At 35.7% G+C, this 17,225-nt stretch carries 16 protein-coding genes; 5 read left to right on the plus strand and 11 right to left on the minus strand.

Translation table 11 applies throughout. The annotated features are described in order from the left end of the window. Positions 1-68: 68 nt before the first annotated feature. The 7 genes from NEH74_RS04700 to NEH74_RS04730 form a co-directional block, all read right to left on the minus strand. Complete coding sequence (locus NEH74_RS04700) at positions 69-1,193, minus strand: ComEC/Rec2 family competence protein (RefSeq protein WP_055305697.1); 1,125 nt, start codon at positions 1,191-1,193, stop codon at positions 69-71. Positions 1,194-1,359: 166 nt separating this feature from the next. Continuing rightward, positions 1,360-2,604 carry an ammonium transporter gene (locus tag NEH74_RS04705; RefSeq protein WP_055305687.1) on the minus strand — a complete coding sequence of 415 codons (1,245 nt, stop codon included), beginning with the start codon at positions 2,602-2,604 and terminating at the stop codon, positions 1,360-1,362. Positions 2,605-2,837: 233 nt separating this feature from the next. Further along, positions 2,838-3,515, minus strand: a complete 678-nt coding sequence (locus NEH74_RS04710; protein WP_237297095.1) for a M48 family metallopeptidase — start codon at positions 3,513-3,515, stop codon at positions 2,838-2,840. Positions 3,516-3,588: 73 nt separating this feature from the next. Further along, positions 3,589-4,380, minus strand: coding sequence for an N-acetylmuramoyl-L-alanine amidase (locus NEH74_RS04715; protein WP_055242596.1), 792 nt, complete (start codon positions 4,378-4,380; stop codon positions 3,589-3,591). A gap of 425 nt (positions 4,381-4,805) precedes the next feature. Further along, the gene (locus NEH74_RS04720) at positions 4,806-5,075 is read right to left on the minus strand and encodes a phage holin family protein (protein ID WP_055305688.1); all 270 of its coding nucleotides are present in this window, start codon (positions 5,073-5,075) and stop codon (positions 4,806-4,808) included. Positions 5,076-5,198: 123 nt separating this feature from the next. Then, entirely contained in the window at positions 5,199-5,549 is a 351-nt protein-coding gene (locus tag NEH74_RS04725; RefSeq protein WP_055242593.1) for an ArsR/SmtB family transcription factor, read from the minus strand. Positions 5,550-5,646: 97 nt separating this feature from the next. After that, positions 5,647-6,198 carry a YdcF family protein gene (locus NEH74_RS04730; RefSeq protein ID WP_055242591.1) on the minus strand — a complete coding sequence of 184 codons (552 nt, stop codon included), beginning with the start codon at positions 6,196-6,198 and terminating at the stop codon, positions 5,647-5,649. 152 nt (positions 6,199-6,350) lie between these two features. On the opposite strand from NEH74_RS04730, the gene NEH74_RS04735 reads away from it, so the two are divergent. Beyond that, positions 6,351-6,659 carry a LysM peptidoglycan-binding domain-containing protein gene (locus NEH74_RS04735; protein WP_055242589.1) on the plus strand — a complete coding sequence of 103 codons (309 nt, stop codon included), beginning with the start codon at positions 6,351-6,353 and terminating at the stop codon, positions 6,657-6,659. A gap of 358 nt (positions 6,660-7,017) precedes the next feature. On the opposite strand, the gene NEH74_RS04740 is transcribed toward NEH74_RS04735, so the two are convergent. From NEH74_RS04740 to NEH74_RS04755, 4 genes are all read right to left on the minus strand, one after another. Then, entirely contained in the window at positions 7,018-7,608 is a 591-nt protein-coding gene (locus NEH74_RS04740; RefSeq protein ID WP_055305689.1) for an FMN-dependent NADH-azoreductase, read from the minus strand. Between the two features lie 92 nt (positions 7,609-7,700). Next, complete coding sequence (locus NEH74_RS04745) at positions 7,701-9,299, minus strand: NAD(P)/FAD-dependent oxidoreductase (protein WP_055242653.1); 1,599 nt, start codon at positions 9,297-9,299, stop codon at positions 7,701-7,703. Between the two features lie 124 nt (positions 9,300-9,423). Continuing rightward, positions 9,424-10,119, minus strand: coding sequence for a DUF975 family protein (locus tag NEH74_RS04750; protein ID WP_055242585.1), 696 nt, complete (start codon positions 10,117-10,119; stop codon positions 9,424-9,426). A gap of 563 nt (positions 10,120-10,682) precedes the next feature. Beyond that, entirely contained in the window at positions 10,683-13,379 is a 2,697-nt protein-coding gene (locus NEH74_RS04755) for a cation-translocating P-type ATPase (protein ID WP_070099799.1), read from the minus strand. Between the two features lie 1,357 nt (positions 13,380-14,736). Here NEH74_RS04755 and comGA point away from each other — a divergent pair. From comGA to NEH74_RS04770, 4 genes are all read left to right on the plus strand, one after another. Next, positions 14,737-15,708 carry a competence type IV pilus ATPase ComGA gene (gene comGA / locus NEH74_RS04760; RefSeq protein WP_055305690.1) on the plus strand — a complete coding sequence of 324 codons (972 nt, stop codon included), beginning with the start codon at positions 14,737-14,739 and terminating at the stop codon, positions 15,706-15,708. Further along, positions 15,687-16,715: a type II secretion system F family protein gene (locus NEH74_RS04765; protein WP_055305691.1), complete on the plus strand. Its 1,029-nt coding sequence runs from the start codon at positions 15,687-15,689 to the stop codon at positions 16,713-16,715. The genes comGA and NEH74_RS04765 overlap by 22 nt, the downstream gene beginning before the upstream one ends. Before the next feature lie 23 nt (positions 16,716-16,738). After that, positions 16,739-16,795 carry a prepilin-type N-terminal cleavage/methylation domain-containing protein gene (locus NEH74_RS13690; RefSeq protein WP_411040422.1) on the plus strand — a complete coding sequence of 19 codons (57 nt, stop codon included), beginning with the start codon at positions 16,739-16,741 and terminating at the stop codon, positions 16,793-16,795. Between the two features lie 183 nt (positions 16,796-16,978). Then, positions 16,979-17,203 (plus strand): hypothetical protein, encoded by a 225-nt coding sequence (locus NEH74_RS04770; RefSeq protein ID WP_262941128.1) that lies wholly within the window; start codon positions 16,979-16,981, stop codon positions 17,201-17,203. Positions 17,204-17,225: the final 22 nt, after the last annotated feature.

Below are 17,225 nucleotides of genomic sequence, written 5' to 3' on the forward strand. Positions count from 1 at the left end.
TCTACTAATCACTATTTGTCATCTTATCGTATATAGTCAATTTAATCATGATTACTTTATTCATCCATTTATTTAAAATCAACTTGATAAGTTAAACCATCTGTCGTCACAACTATATTCCCCTTTTCATAGGTAACGTAAACCTCATCAGTATAACGGTTTACACGTTCTAATAGTGCTCGATGGGGATGTCCATAACTATTATTTAATCCGGCACTAATGACGACGACTTCAGGTTGAACCTCTTGTAAAAAGTCTATCGAACTTGAAGTCTGTGACCCATGATGACCAGCTTTTAAAATCTCAGCCTCTAAATCACGATATAAGATTTTTTCCTCTGTCTTTGATTCCATATCTCCTGTAAATAAAAAGTCAATCTCTTGATAGCTTAGCTTTGTTAACACTGAATTATTATTTCTATCCCCATTATCATCACCAGTTTCAATGACTTCAAATGTAATCTGATCACTTAATTCAAAGATCATATCAGCATCTTCAAGATAAATAGCACCTTGCTCTTGTTGCTGTTTAACCGCTTCAAAATAAGCCTTATAGGTTTGAGAAGAGTGAGACTCTCCAGAATCAATAATCAAATGAACGCGATATTCTGCCATCACTTCTGCTAAACCTCCGATATGATCAGAATCTGGATGAGTCGCGACTAAAATTTCGATATCATCAACGCCAACTTTTTTCAAATAGTTTAACAATTTTGCTTCAGATCCGTTATTCCCACCATCAATTAAAATATGAAAATCATCATAAACAATTAAAGTGGCATCTCCTTGACCGATATCAATAAAATGGACTTCCAAATTCAAATCATTCGGACGCTTTACTAAATGACTATCTTGATATGTTTCAACCTCTTGATAGTTAGGGTGTGGCATCCATCCTAAATAGATGAAAATAGCTGATAATACAATTGCCCATCCAGTGAGCGAATAACGTATCAACTCTTGTTTTTTCTTCTTTTTAATTCTGCGATTATGTTTAACTAAATAAATACCTAACGGAGGGCATACAAATAACCAGACACAATTATACCAAACCTGACGTTGATTCTTTTTTAAACTTCCTAGTAACCCTAAGACTAAAATAACATAAGCAAGTATGAAAATTAAATAATCAGTCCAATTTGCCTGTTCGATTAATTCAATCACATAATCAATTTGTTCTAAAAACTGATTCAAAAAAATATCCTCCCTACAATTTGAGCTATTGTTTTTTAAAACTTCATTATAACACATCAATTCCCCCTCTTATCCTTTTATTTTAGGATCCGTTTTAAATTCGTGTGGATGACGCATAAAAAATAGGGCTGTCTCAAAATGAGATAGCCCCTTGATTCTTCATTTATTATTCTTCTTCATTTCCTACTAAAAATTCAGCATAAGCAGATTCACCATGCTCAGATAAATCAAGCCCTTGACGTTCTTCTTCTTTTGTGACGCGAAGTCCCATAATACGTTTTAAAGCTATAAAAATAATAAATGATGAAACAAATCCCCAAGTAGCAATCACTAAAGCACCTAATACTTGAATACCGAAGAAGCTTACACCACCACCGTACAGTAATCCATCAGTTGTAGCAAGTAATCCAGTTAAAATAGTACCAACGACTCCACAGAAACCATGAACTGGAATAGCTCCTACAGCATCATCTAATTTAAATTTACGTTCAAGTAAATCAGAACCAACCATCATCACAACACCTGAGACAATCCCAATGATAATTGCTCCAAGTGGTGAGACAAGATCACATCCTGCAGTTACCCCAACTAAACCAGCTAAAGCCCCATTCATGGCAGCTCCAACACTTGGTTTATCTTTAATCCATGAAATAACTAATGTCGTAACCGCTGCGGCTGCTGGTGCTAAATTGGTCGTCATCATAACATGGGCAATCGCTTCTGGATCACTTGCCGTTAACGTTGAACCTGCATTAAATCCAAACCACCCAATCCATAAGACAAAAACCCCCATAGCAGCTAAAGTTAACCCATGACCATGAATGGTATTTGAACTACCATCTGGATTAAATTTACCTTGACGTGCCCCTAATAATTTCACTCCTGCTAAAGCGGCGAATCCACCTAATGCATGAACAACAGATGACCCAGCAAAATCATGGAATCCAAGTTGAGCTAGCCATCCGCCACCCCATACCCAATGACCACTGATTGGATAAATAATAGCCGTCATAATCGCACTAAAGACAAGATACGTTGAAAATTTCATACGTTCTGCAACAGCCCCTGAAACAATCGTTACCGACGTTGAACAGAAAACGGTTTGGAAAAAGACAAATGCTAATAATGGAATAATTAATCCCAATCCACTGTAATCCCCTGAAACGAATAAATCAGGTGTCCCAAATAATCCAAAATTTGATCCATTAAACATGAGTGAGAAACCAAAAACGAAGAAGACTAATGCCCCAATAGAATAATCCATGAAATTCTTCATCATAATATTGGCTGCATTTTTAGACCGTGTAAACCCACTTTCTACTAAAGCAAAACCTGCTTGCATCGAAAATACTAAAACGGAAGCAATAACTACCCATAAAGTATCAATAATTACATTAAGATCAACCGTCATAATCTTTCCCTCCTTAAATTTCACACCAACTGGTGTCAATTCCTTTACTATAAAATAAAAAGTAAATTCGGGCGATGCGCGATTGTCTTTGAGCTCAAAAGAAAATCAAAAAAGGCGAACTTCTTTCGAAGAACGCCATTGTTCACACCAAGTTTTTATTAACTAAGACCTCTTTGTCTATACTTCACTATATTCACATCAACCGGAAAAATAAACCTATTTTCGATATTTTTTTAAACTTTTTTCGACTCAAATTCCTTCCACTGTGGTAAAAGAAATTCAACTAGCTCATAAAAACGATGACTATGGTTAGGCTGTAGCAAATGACTAAGTTCATGCACAACAACATACTCAATAAAAGCATCAGGCTGGTGAATCAGATTCTTATTAAACGTAATCGTTCCTCTTGTTGGACGGCACACACCCCATGTTGAAGTCATTTGACGATACTTAATCTCTACAGAAAGAATGCCCTGCTTTTCAAAATAAGGCCAGTAATACGTTATATAGTCAGTAATCTTCTGTTGTAATTGTTTAAACATCCAATTTTTTGCTGCGACGATTGCTTTTTCATCCGAATAGGCTCTAGGAACACTAAGAAGTAATTGATCCTCTTCTACTTTAATCGCCACCCGTGAGTGAGATAATCGTTTAACTTTTAGTGGAGAACCAAAATATAAAATCTCATCTGTCTCTAATGTTTGACTCGGTGCGCTTAATACCGCCTGTCGCTTCGCCATAATCCATGACCATTTGGCTAATACAAATGATTCAATCATCTCTTGCGTTATATGAGGTGAAGCTGAGATTTCAATATCCCCGCTACGACGCACTCTCAAATACATATTTTTAATGGGTTTACGAATGATGGTTATTTCTAAGTCTTTCATGTTTAATGTTTCTACTGTCATGTTTTGCGCTCCATCTTAATAATATCTTTCATTATAACACAAAAAAAAGACTTCAAATGAAGTCTTTTTCCCATTATCTTTTCATTTCAACAGGTTGAATCCATACGCCTGGATAATTCGAATGAACTAATGCTTGTTGAACTTTTTTCGCCTCATTTAAATCAGAATAAGATCCACAAACCACACGATAATAAGTCTCTGTTTTTAAAGGTTCTGGACGATCAACCACTTCATGTCGCAACTCGCGTTGATAATTCATATTGAATGCTTTACTTAAGGCTACAACAATCGCCTCAACATAAGCATCTTCTTGATTTAAGAAAGTATATAAATCACTTTCATTATCTAGATAAAACATTTCGATAATATCACAAGAAACCCCACCACGCCAAGCTTCTCGAATAATACCATAATAGTCAGTATAATTATAAGTTTGTGTAAATCTTAATGTTTGCGGATCAATATAACGTTCATAAAATTCACCAGTATACGCTCTTGAGAAAATTTCTCGAAAAGCATTCAAGCGACTAAGCTCTTCTCTTAAATAATATTCAAATCGGGCGCTATCTTCTTTAATCGGTACATAAATTTCAGCTCCGCTATATTCACCTGTACCTCCAGCACTATTGACATGAATACTAATCGCTAAGTTAGGCTGTAATTCAGCAATTTGACGACCTCTGGCTGAGGCATTTCCAATATATGTATCATCCGTCCGTAATTGAGTTACCTGAAATCCAATTTGTCTTAATCGATTACTAACTTTTGTTGCCACACGTAAAGTAATATCTTTTTCATTGTATGCACCAAAATGAGCACCTTTATCCCATCCACCATGACCTGCATCTACTACAATATAAGGCATTCTATCACTCCTCACTCCTAATATAAGTCTGCCCTCTTATTGTATATGCCCCAGAAAGGCGGATGGTATAGGCACTTGACATCCTCGGCGTATTCCCTTTATACTTTATAGCTGTTTTGCTCACTTCTCTTGATGATTGAAAAATAGCTTTTTCAATGAGACCTGTTAAAGAGGTATCCATCATTGATCAAGTTCGTCGACTATCACCTATCTTATCGTCAACTTGATTAAGACGTTTTCATCATTAATCCGTGCCGTTTTCACAAACAACTCAAACGATTTATCGTTAATTATCTTTGAAATGATTTGTCTTAAATTCATTCACAGAATCACTTTCACGATGAATCTCTATCCATATTATTTTAAAGGAGATAACTAAAGTTAATATCTCTACTATGAAACGGATAGGTTAAAACTCGTCTAAACTAGAGAAAAAACTGAGTAATCGGTGTAATATTAAGTGTCATAAAAATTAAATCCATTCCTTCAGATAGCCACTCAATTAGATTAAAGCCAATTAAATAATGGAGCACAGTCAAAACGACCATTGATAATAAAATCACGGCTTTTCGTATCAGTCCGTCTAATCCAATCGGGCTATTTAATTCCCCTTTCAAATATGCTTTGACATAGCCCGTTACAAAATCAATTAATACTACTACAGCAATTACACTTAACATTCGATGCATCGACATTGCTCTCCCCCTCCTTTACTATAAACCTCTAGAAAAATAGGAGATTCGATGTGTCCAAATAAAAAAAACGCCAGATAAATCATCATCTGACGTCTGTTTATAAGCTATTTTCCTTCATCTAGTCTAATGCTGATGAAGCACGTGAACTAATCCTTGTTCATATAACATTTTAATATGATCATCATCTAGTGAGTAATAAACAACTTTTCCCTCTTTACGATAATTCACTAAGTGCGCCTGTCTTAAAACACGTAATTGATGTGAAATGGCTGATTGTGTCATTTCAAGTAATGCTGCTAAATCACATACACACATTTCTGAATGAACAAGGGCTGAAAGAATACGAATTCGAGTTAAATCTCCCATGGCTTTATATAAATCAGATAATTTTAATAAATCATCATCGTTTGGCATCTTTATTTTAACTTTTTTAACTACATCATCATGAATGGCTTCTAAGCTACATGCTTCCATTTCTTCACCTCATTTTACCGTTATGTGAAGATTATATGACTAACACGCCTAAAGTGCAAGAGTTTGCCTTAAAAACATCAATTGATACAAAATATCGTTATCTTTCTCGATCAAAAATCCATGATTTAACAATCGCTAAATGTTCTCGCAACTCCCATTTATATCGTTTCGGAATTGGTGATGGGGCTCCTATAATTATATGATCCATCCCAATTCGTTTCGCTAAAAAGGACGTACGAATACTATGAAACTCATTTGTCACAATCGCAATTTTATGGTTAGGTAATAACGGTTTCGACCAGATTAAATTTTCAAACGTATTATGCGCTTGATCTTCCATGATAATTCGTTCTTTTTCAATTCCATACTCTTCGATTAACACTTTTTGCATCAAATGTGCTTCTGGTGGTAAGGTTTCACTTCCTTTACCCCCCGTGACCACAACCATCAGCTGTGGATGCTCTTTCAAAAGCTCTGCGCCTTTTTCCAATCGAGAACGAAGTGTTTGTGTGACATGATTACTTCTTAATGAAGATCCTAAAATTAAAATATAATCAATGTCTGGCGTTAATTTCTGTTTTAGTGATTGATTCATTTGAAGATGCATGCCGACTAAATAAATCACTAAGACTGTCACAACTCCCACCATCCTAATCCCTCCCTCCTTACCTTTCTACTCTCATCCTATGACACCTCTTCTTAAAATGTGTTGTTTTCATTATCAAAAAATTAGTCAAATGCCTATGTTTTTTGCATAGATTATAGTAGAAATGATGTCCTAAACTGTAAGGAAGTGAGCGTATGGAATCAAAAACATTTGCAACAACGACCTACTTAATTCAATCAGATGATACTATCAGGACGATTGCGTCAAAGTTTCAAACCACGCCACAACAATTAATCAAACTTAACGGAAACAAGCCACTCATCATTCAAACGAAACATCAAATCAAAGTTCCTCTTCCTTCAAATTCAAAACTTCATGTCGTTACGGAAGGAGAGTGCATTCGAGATCTTCTCATTCGCTTTAAACTATCACCTGATGAACTTATTTCCTTGAATCAGAATTTATTTTTACAACCTGGCCAACTCATTACCATCGAACGCTAAAAATCACACAGTTAAACTGTGTGATTTTTAATCTTTCAAAAGTATAAGATTCTAATGAATGATATCTCATTTAATTCAATTTTCTATAAAACTCTATGTCCTATCCTCTATTTAAGCTATGAATAGAAAGATTCCATCGCCTCATACTTCTCAAAAAATCTCAGCATATTGATAATCGGTTCATTGATCATTATCCCTTCAAACTTTCCTATAATAACGCCATTGACTTTGAACAATGAAATACTTAAGAGCCTTTAAACGAATGTTTCAAATAGTTTATGCCCTGAACCCTGGACCACAGCACAAAAAAACTCATAAATAGGATCCTTAAGTCTTAGATTCTACTTATGAGTTCATCTTAAAAAATTTGAGCTTTTTGTTGAAGCTCTCCTTGAAGTTTTCCTACTTCGTGAATCAGTTGTTCGTTAGATAATCGATTACGACCAAGCAGTCCCACCACTTCAACTTGAGTGAGACCAATTAAATCAAAAATAGCTTTAATTTGAGATTGATGATGATCTAAAAATTTTCGCTCTCCATCATAGACTTGCCCAGATGAGGTAATATACAGCACCTTCATCTCTGAACAAAGACCAAGCATTTTTCCATCTTGATAAGTAAACGTCACATGACGATAAATAATGTTATCTAAATAAACCTTTAACATCGCAGGAAAACTATGATTCCACACTGGAGCTGCAATGACACATTTATCATAAGATTTAAATTGTTCAGCAATCTGTTTAATCTCTGTTTCTATTCCTTGATTATAACGAGACAATCGTTCATAATCCATGATAGGCATAATCGTTTGATATAAGTCAAGCACCTCTACCTCATCTGTCGGATGAGCTTGTTGGTACGCTTGAATAAAGAAGTCACTTAAGCGATAGGTCAATGATTGATCGCATGGCTTAGGATTAGCTTTAATATATAAAAGACGCGCCATAAATTTCACCTCGCACATTAGTTGTTAAGAATTCAGATACTCTTAACATAATATGATAAGTTAATCGAAATTTATGACGCTATTTGACTATTTTAGCTCATTTTTTTAAATTGTTTAATCATAGCCTCCGCACATTTGATTCCATCGATTCCAGCTGAGACAATTCCACCTGCGAAGCCTGCCCCTTCACCGGATGGATATAGCCCTTTAACAGTTAATGACTGTAACGTTTCACTGTCACGATCCATACGAACAGGTGAGGATGAACGTGATTCTACTCCTGTCATAACAGCATCATCCATGGCAAATCCTTTTAATTTACGATCAAAGGCTTGTAATCCATCTGCCATTGCATCCGTAATATAATCAGGTAATAAACGACGTAAGTTCGTTAATTTAACACCTAAGGCATATGACGGCGTCACTGATCCTAACTTTTTAGAGGCTTGTCCTTTTAAGAAATCACCGACTAATTGGGCTGGGGCTGTATAGTTACTTCCACCTAATCCAAAAGCTTTTTCTTCTAAGCGACGTTGGAACTCCACACCTGCTAACGGGTGATCTGAACCAAAGTCTTCTGGGAATACTTGAACAAGTAACGCACTATTTGCATTGTCTTGATCACGGGCATGTTCACTCATTCCATTCGTTACTAAGCGACCCTTTTCAGAACTTGATGGAACAACTAATCCACCTGGACACATACAGAATGTATACACCCCTCGTCCATTTGATGCTGTATGCGTTAATCGATATTCGGCTGCTCCTAATTTTTCATGTCCAGCAAATTCTTTATACTGTGCCACATCAATTAATGATTGGGGATGCTCCACGCGAACACCAACAGCAAATGGTTTAGCTGTAAAATGAACACCGCTTTCATATAACTCATAGAACGTATCACGTGCACTATGTCCAATCGCGACAATAACATGCTCCGTTTCGATGATTTCGCCACCTTTAATTTTAACCCCTGTGATTTGTCCATCATCGATAATAAACCCTGTGGCTTGTGTATTAAAGCGAACTTCTCCACCTAATGAAATGATTTTTTCACGAATATTTTTAACAATATTACGTAATAAATCAGTTCCAACGTGCGGGTGGGCCATATATAAAATATCTTCTGGTGCACCTGCCTCGACTAAGGCTTCTAACACTTTACGTCCACGTAAATCTTTAACACGTGTCGTTAATTTTCCATCAGAAAATGTCCCAGCCCCACCTTCACCAAACTGAACATTTGAATTAGGATCTAGTTTTCCTTCACTCCAAAACTCAGAAATTGAACGGACACGATCTTCAACCGCTCCTCCACGCTCTAAAACGATTGGACAATAGCCCATCTCAGCTAAAATTAAAGCAGAAAACATTCCTGCTGGACCGAATCCAACAACAACTGGACGATGTTTCATGACTTCAGTTCCCATTTCAGGATATTTATATTCAATATCTGGTGTAATCGAAACATTTGGTAACTTTCTAGCTAAAATTTTCGCTTCATCTTTAACCGCAATATCTACCGTATAAACAAAATCTAACTTTCCACGGCGACGGGCGTCAATCGATTGTTTATAAATTCTATATTCTAATAAGTCACTTTCTTTTAACTTCAATTGTTTTAATAATAACTCTTTTACTTTTTCAATCGGATCATCAATTGAAATCTTGATTTGAGATACTCGAATCATAACATCACTCACTTTCATTTCTCTATTATAGCACAAAGCGACACAAAATATCATTTCGACGTTTTCTAATCAAAAAAAGTACCCATTCTCAGCGAAAGTCGTACTTTTATGACTCAAAAGCAATCTAATAGACTGTATAAACGTTTTTGTATTGATTCGATTTTAAATAACCATTTTTGACATAGTCATAGAAAACAAACATAGACATGGCATATAAAGGTAAACTATAAACAATAGCTAACCCAAAAGTAAACGATCCTAAAATAGCCCATCCGAAGAAACTCGATTGTAAAACTACAAGCTCCCACTTATGCCCCTTCATCATTTCACGACTACGTGTGATCGCTTCATCAATCCCTATTCCAGGGTTATCATTTAAAATAAACATCGCCTGAGAATAAGAATAGGATTTGATAATTCCAGGAACAGCTAATAATAATGACCAAAAGAAAAGATACAATCCTTTAATAAAATAAAGTCCGACAACTGAACCTAATTGATCGGTTGGGAAAAAATCTCTTAGCACAAACTCTTGTCCACGACGGATACGATGCATAACATCAATCGTTCCATACGAAATCATTGACATTCCAAACAAAGGCACTAAAAAAGCAAAGAACGTAAGAAATCTTCCAACAATAACTGTTACAATCATCGTTCCTAAAACAGATACCGTTAAACAAAGAGCAAACTTAATCCAAGCACCTTCTTGAAAATAAGAGCGGGCTTGTTCCTTAATATGGCGTCGCCACTCAATCTTTTGAAATAAGGCGATAATCACAATAATAAGCGGGACACTTCCACTTAAAAAAATCTTCATCTTTCCACATCACTTTCACAAATCATATTTATCCTTATTCTACTTACTTTCTTCAACACTTTCAACTCTTTTATTCTACTTTACTCATCAAAAAAGGACCTGACCTTGATTCGACTCAAATCATTAACCCCAACCGATATCCTATCTGTAAATACGAAACACAAAATTTTCGAGTGAATGAACGTCACTGGTATGAAAGCATTCAAAAACTTGACTATTAACGAAACAATCCAATACTTAGTTATTATCAATGAGACGTGTGACTCGCCTATCTCTATCTTACTAAGTGTATGCAACATAATTAGCTATTTTTAAATGACTTTGCCGTTTCATTTTAGCATCTTATGAGATGCTTTTTTTATGGATGACATCCCCTCGTCATCCATAAAGAAGTGATTTAACATCAAACCAACTGAGTTTAACAATTATTTCCCGGGCTATATTTATAACTCACTACAGACTAACCCATAGAAAAGGTGCCCCTAGGGCTAAAAGAAAAACCTAGTCAAAGTCATCCTTTAACTAGGTTTTCATCAATCAATTATCACCCTAATAAGTCATCATTAAAATTCCAATGCTTTTTGATCGGCTTCGCTTGCTGTTGAAACAGGAGACTCTTCCACAACAATGGAAACTTGTGTTTTAGGATGTAAAACACGAACAATGGTTTTTCGAATTAAATCCACTGGAATAATCGAAACAGCTAAAAGCAAGATTAACCCCCAATGAGTTAATCCCATCGGCGTACAGCTAAACATTTTGCCACCAACGAATGTTAAAACAATTTGCACGATAACAATCATACCCATCACTTTAATGAATCCTGGATTTTGACTCATATGTACAAACAGATTCACGCCTTCACTACGGATATTGAACGCATTAAATACAGCTAATAAAACGAATAATGAGAAATAAGCCGTTGAATGAATATCTTCACTACCAAAAAACTGTTTAAAGAATGGTAATGTTAAGAAAATTAAACTTAAAATAGTAACATAAGTTCCCGCGACCAAGATTTGTCCCATCATTTTTCGTGACACAATGCTTTCTGTACGAGATTTAGGTTTTTCATTCATATACGCTTTTAGAGCCGGTTCTGATCCTAAAGCTAACGCTCCTAACCCATCCATAATTAAGTTAATCCATAAAATATGAGTGACACCTAATGGTTGTTCCATTCCTAAGAATGGCGCAATCGCACAAATTCCGACAGCTGCTACATTGATCGTTAATTGGAACTTAATAAATTTTTGAATATTATTATAAATCGTACGTCCATATAAAATCGCACTTTCAATTGATTTAAAATTATCATCTAAAATAACAATATCCCCAACTTCTTTTGCTACATCTGTTCCTGATCCCATCGCAAAGCCAACATCGGCACGTTTTAAAGCTGGTGCATCATTCACACCATCCCCCGTCATTCCACAAACTAAATTTAATTCTTGGGCTAAACGGACCATGCGTGATTTATCCGTTGGTAAGGCACGTGCAATAACACGGATATTCGGTAACATCTCTTTCACTGTTTCATCTGATAATTGATTTAATTCATCTGATGTTAAAGCAACCTCACTCGCTTTTTTTATTAACCCACAATCTTTTGCAATCGCAACCGCTGTTTCTTTACGGTCACCGGTAATCATCACAACTTGAACACCCGCTTGCTGAACTTCACCAATGGCATGACGAGCTTCTGGTCGAACATCATCACGAATCCCAACAAAACCAATGATCACTAAGTCAGTAGGTAAAGTATCTTCAACTAATGGTGAATTACTATAAGCAAAAGATAAAACACGCATTGATTTTTCAGCTAATTGGTCAATTTTTTGATTGATCACTGCTAGATCTAATGGCACGACATTTCCTTCATGATCTAAGTAATATTTGGCACGTGACAATAAACGCTCTGGGGCTCCTTTGTAATAAGTTGTTCCATCTAACTCTGCTGCTGAGTATTTATTAGCTGAGTTAAATTGTTGTGATTTAAATACTTTAATCCCTTGAACTGCCTCATAATTTTCTTTAGTTAAAAACGATAGCAACGCTTTGTCGGTTGCATTTCCACCAATAATCTCTCCAGCTTCATCAAACATGGCTCCTGTATTTTTTCCAATACAAAGTAGCATTTGTTCTTTGATCATGATTGATGCTTCATAGCTATCTTCTAAAGTGCCATCGAAAAATTCAACAACCTCTAGCTTTCCTTTTGTAATCGTTCCCGTTTTATCACTAAATAAAATATTTAATGACCCAGCTGTTTCAATCCCAATCGGCTTACGAACTAAGACTTGGCTATCTAATAGTTTTTTCGTATTTTGCATTAACACAATAGCAATCATTAATGGTAATCCTTCAGGAACAGCCATCACGATAATCACAACGGCTAACATCACCACTTCTAAAATTTGTTTGAAAATTAAAATAAGCTCTTGTGAAAAGTAAGCACCAAATCCACCCATAGCCATTACTTTAGAGAACAACAATGCCACCATGATGAGGACAGCTCCAATGTAACCAAAGGTTGAAATTTTATGGGCTAAATCTGATAATTTCACTTTTAACGGACTATCGACTTCATCATCAGCCATCTCTTTCGCCATTTCACCCATCACTGTGGCCATTCCAACACGAACGACTTTCATCACAGCACTTCCATCCACCGTCACTGCCCCACGGAACACAGAGGTTTCATCGACGAATGTATCCCCTGTAATCGATGTGTTCCACGTCGACAATTCAACGCTATTTGGATCTTCATGTGCAAACTTCTTACATTCTTCTGACTCACCATTTAAACTCGAATTATCCACTTTAATGAAGCCATCCACTAAAAATCCATCAGCCGGAATTTTATCTCCAGATTGTAAAATAATACAATCTCCTACCACGATATCATCAATCTCGAGTTCAACGACTTTTCCTTGACGATACACTTTACATGTCTCTTTTTTAACACCACTTTTTAATTTACGATATTCACTATCTGAAGCTAGTTCAGTTCGAGCAGAAATAAGCGTAACTAAAGCCACTGAGAAAACAATTCCCGCTACCTCTAACCAATCTCCATGACCAATCACAGCAAGCATTCCCATAATAACGGCAATCGCGATTAATAATTTAATCATCGGATCCCCTAGCTGTCCTTTCACTTTATCTAAAAATGTTTCTGGCTCAGCCTCTTCAATCACATTACTTCCATACTTTAAGCGGCTCTCTTGAACCTGCTCATCTGTTAAACCCTTTAACATACACTCTTTCTATTACGAACCCTTCTTTTGGCAAGATGAACCTTCATCATTTCAAGTATCCAACTTCCATGATTAATCACTTACCACTCTCGTAATAGGCCTCCTTTCTTTTTTATAATGATGCTATCCTTCTAAATACAAATGAATTTAGGTTCTATAGCTTCAAATATTTTTTATCTGACGAATGGTCAATACAAATGCGACAGTTTGTTATGAAATAGCTCGAATGAAGATTTCTTCTTTGGACAACCTAATCGACGTTGTTCAGCTAATTAGTCTGCTAACTCACCCTGATACGTGTCTTAAGTATTTCGTTTCACCTTTATATCTGTTTGGAAATATTTTATTAAATCCATGGCCATTCCACCACTCTAACTAAAAATGACCTCTTTATTGTAACTTATTCCCCTAACGTTGTGCAAATATTTCCTTTATATTCACCAAAACTCACAATTAAGATAAAAGAGACTGTAAAATTTCCTCCATTGTAATTCTATTACTAGTGACTTGAGCCTGTTTAAAACAGGTGTTTCTACTAAAAAAACTCTTGCTTCATTTATAATAAAGTTTTGATTAAACAAATAAAGTCTTGATTCTTTACAATCCTACATCCCAATAGTGTTTTTACTTATAAAAAGAAAAAACTGAGAAGGTATTCAGAATACTCTCAGTCTCTAAATTAGCTATATATTCAGTTCTATTTATTCTTCTTCATTAACCCAAGTTGATTCTTCTCTAAAAGACTAAGAACAAGGTTGGAATAATGTTGGATAAACTAAATTCCTTTAAATGTTGGGAAAAGAGTTGGATTAAATGTGGTGTATATATTTCGTTCTCACCTGGATGGCAGCGGGAGTTTCTTTGATGACGACATCGTAATGTTAAGTGATAATAAAGTTCTGCTTTTTCAGCAGTAACCCGCGTTTTCCCTAATTTTTCAGAAGCAAAACTTTATTATCACAGAAACCGCAGAAAACGTGGATGTTCTTGGGCTGATGGGTATTTTAGTAGGAAGCAGGACTTTATTATTACTCAACAACAGGCATGTGCACATCTATTGCTCATCCTCTTCCCTATCTACACCTACTAGAATGTATTACTAACAAAACTGATTAATTAAATAGCACCATTCGTTAATCCAGAATAAGCATGTAGTATCTAACAGTTGTCATTTTATTTGAAGTCTCAAATTCTCCTTTTAAAAAATAAAATTATTTTATCGATTAGTCATTCATAACTTAATAAAATTTATGATAAAGACCATTAAACTAAAAATAGAAAAAAATGTATAACAATTCTGAATTTTTAAAAGGAATCTTCACTTTCTTGACGTATAGCATGTCAGGAGGTGATCATTATGCCAGTCAAAACGAAGCTCGTCTCTATCATCCAACGAGCTGAAACCTTAAAGGCAAGTGATATTCATTTCATCTTAAAAGAGAATAAAATACTCGTTCAATTCCGTGTTGGAGCTTTTATGATTCCTCATGAAGCCATTCCCATTTCTTTATATGAGCAGTTGCTCGCCTATATTAAATTTCAAGCCTCACTCACTCTCACGCATCCTCGTCAACCTCAATCTGGATTATTACAGCTTCAGACTGACTCGACCATCTATTATACGAGAGTCTCCATTCTCCCCACCTCACACTACCAAAGTCTTGTCCTACGCCTCATTAATCATCAACAACAAAAAACACTCGATGACATCCCTTACTTTATTCAAAATGTCGATATTTTAAAAGATATGGCGAAGATGCAGGCTGGACTGATTTTAATTAGCGGCCCAACGGGAAGCGGGAAAACAACAACAACCTATGCCTTCATTGATTACCTTAAACATCACTTAGGAAAAAGCATCGTCACAATTGAAGATCCGGTTGAATATCAACAACCTGATATCGTCCAAATGCAAGTGAATGAAAGCCTGGGAATGACTTATGACGTTGGGATTAAAGAAATTTTACGCCATGATCCAGATGTTATTATTATCGGTGAAATCCGAGATAATCAAACAGCCCATCAAGCACTACGAGCTGCTTTTACAGGTCATCTAGTCATCTCAACGGTACATGCCAAAAATGTCATGGGAACGATAACTCGCTTACTCGATTTAGGTATTTCTTTGCAAGAACTCGAACAGGCACTCGTAGGCGTTGTTAATCAACGACTGATACAAAAGGAAGATGAACGAAAAGCCATCTTTGAACTTTGCTTCGGTGAGCAGCTCGACCACTTATTCTCACAAATCCAACAAGGAAATCTTTGCTCACTTCCGTATAAAACACTAGATGAGGAGTTATTTGAATGTCAACATCACGTCAGCTAAATCACTATTGGACACTCCCTACTCAACAAAAGTTTCTTTCCCGCTTCAGTCAATTACTTGAACAGGGATTTTCTATTGCGCAGGCCCTTGATGTCATGACCTCACTCTTTAAAAAAGAAGCCGTTGATTTTATGTTAAACTGCTGTGCCAGTGGTCAATCTTTTGCCACTACCTTAGAAGCTTGTCACTTTGAAAAAAGAATCGTCTATATCGTCAGGTGTAGTGAAGAAGCAGGATCCTTATTACAAGGATTACAAAAGTCGGCCCAATATAGTGACTATCATCTTCAAAGCAAAACTGAGCTGAATAAGAAGCTCCGTTATCCTGTCTCTTTATTTGCTTTAATGATTGTGATTTTGGCCAGTGTTTATTTCTTTTTCTTTCCTCAACTTGATAGCTTTTACAATAGTTTTAATATCGAAGGTGATCAAAGCCTATTAAACACCATTCTTCTCATTTTGGGGATCGTACTCGCTTTCTTTGTTCTCATCGGATGTTTTGCATTCCTTACCTTAAAGTGGCATGGTAAAAGATTTCAACTGAAGATGAAATACATCTTATTTCACTGTCCACTACTGAGACAACTATTTCAAAAAGTATTTTCTTATTACTTTAGCAGTCAATGGCTCGTCTTCTTAAACTGTGGCCTTCCCCTCAAAGAAAGTCTCTTGATGATGAGAAACTTCGAAACCATCCCCATGATTCAACTCATCATTTATGAATTTCAGACTCAGCTAGAAGCAGGTGTTTCACTTGAAGACGTCTTTCATCAAAGTCCTTACTTTACGCCTTACTTCAAACTCATCATGAAACACGCCTTACAAATCGGACAAGTTCATACTGAACTTGGTTACTATACAAAATCCGAGCTCCAAATGCTGACCAACATGCTAAATAACACGTTTAAAATTATTCAATTTACTTTCTTGATGCTTATTGGTTTCATCATCATTCTTATCTATCTGAGCCTGCTACACCCCGTCTTTCAAATGGCTCAACTCATCTAATAAAATCTAGGAGGAATAAATTTATGAAAAAATTAATCAACAAAAATCAAAAAGGATTTACATTAATTGAAATGATGTAAGCGAAATAAAATAATAACTTCTTATAAATGTCCTTAAAAATAACACTAATCGTTGATATTACGATATTCATAAAGTGTGATTATATCTAAAATGTTTCTTTTATGTTTATAGATGTTCTCGCACCGTATTTTTTATATTGGTGGCAAGATGGTGGCAAATAAAGAAAATGGAGAGATGAAAATATGAGTAACGATATTATCAACGAATGGTTATCAAAACACCAGCTCCCGCTACAAGAATTAGCGATTAAATGTGACGTCCCTTTTGAAGAGATCGTTGAAATTGCAGAGCTTTATTTGCTGATTAATTGTACCATAGATATGAGGTATCTCTATGATCAGTTAGAATGGTATGGCAACAAAGAATTGCAAAAAGAAATCAGCGATCTAGTTTGTGATACATTTTAAGTAAAAGAAAGAGGGAACGTCT

The organism is Turicibacter sp. GALT-G1 (assembly GCF_025594995.1).
GTDB lineage: Bacteria > Bacillota_I > Bacilli_A > MOL361 > Turicibacteraceae > Turicibacter > Turicibacter bilis.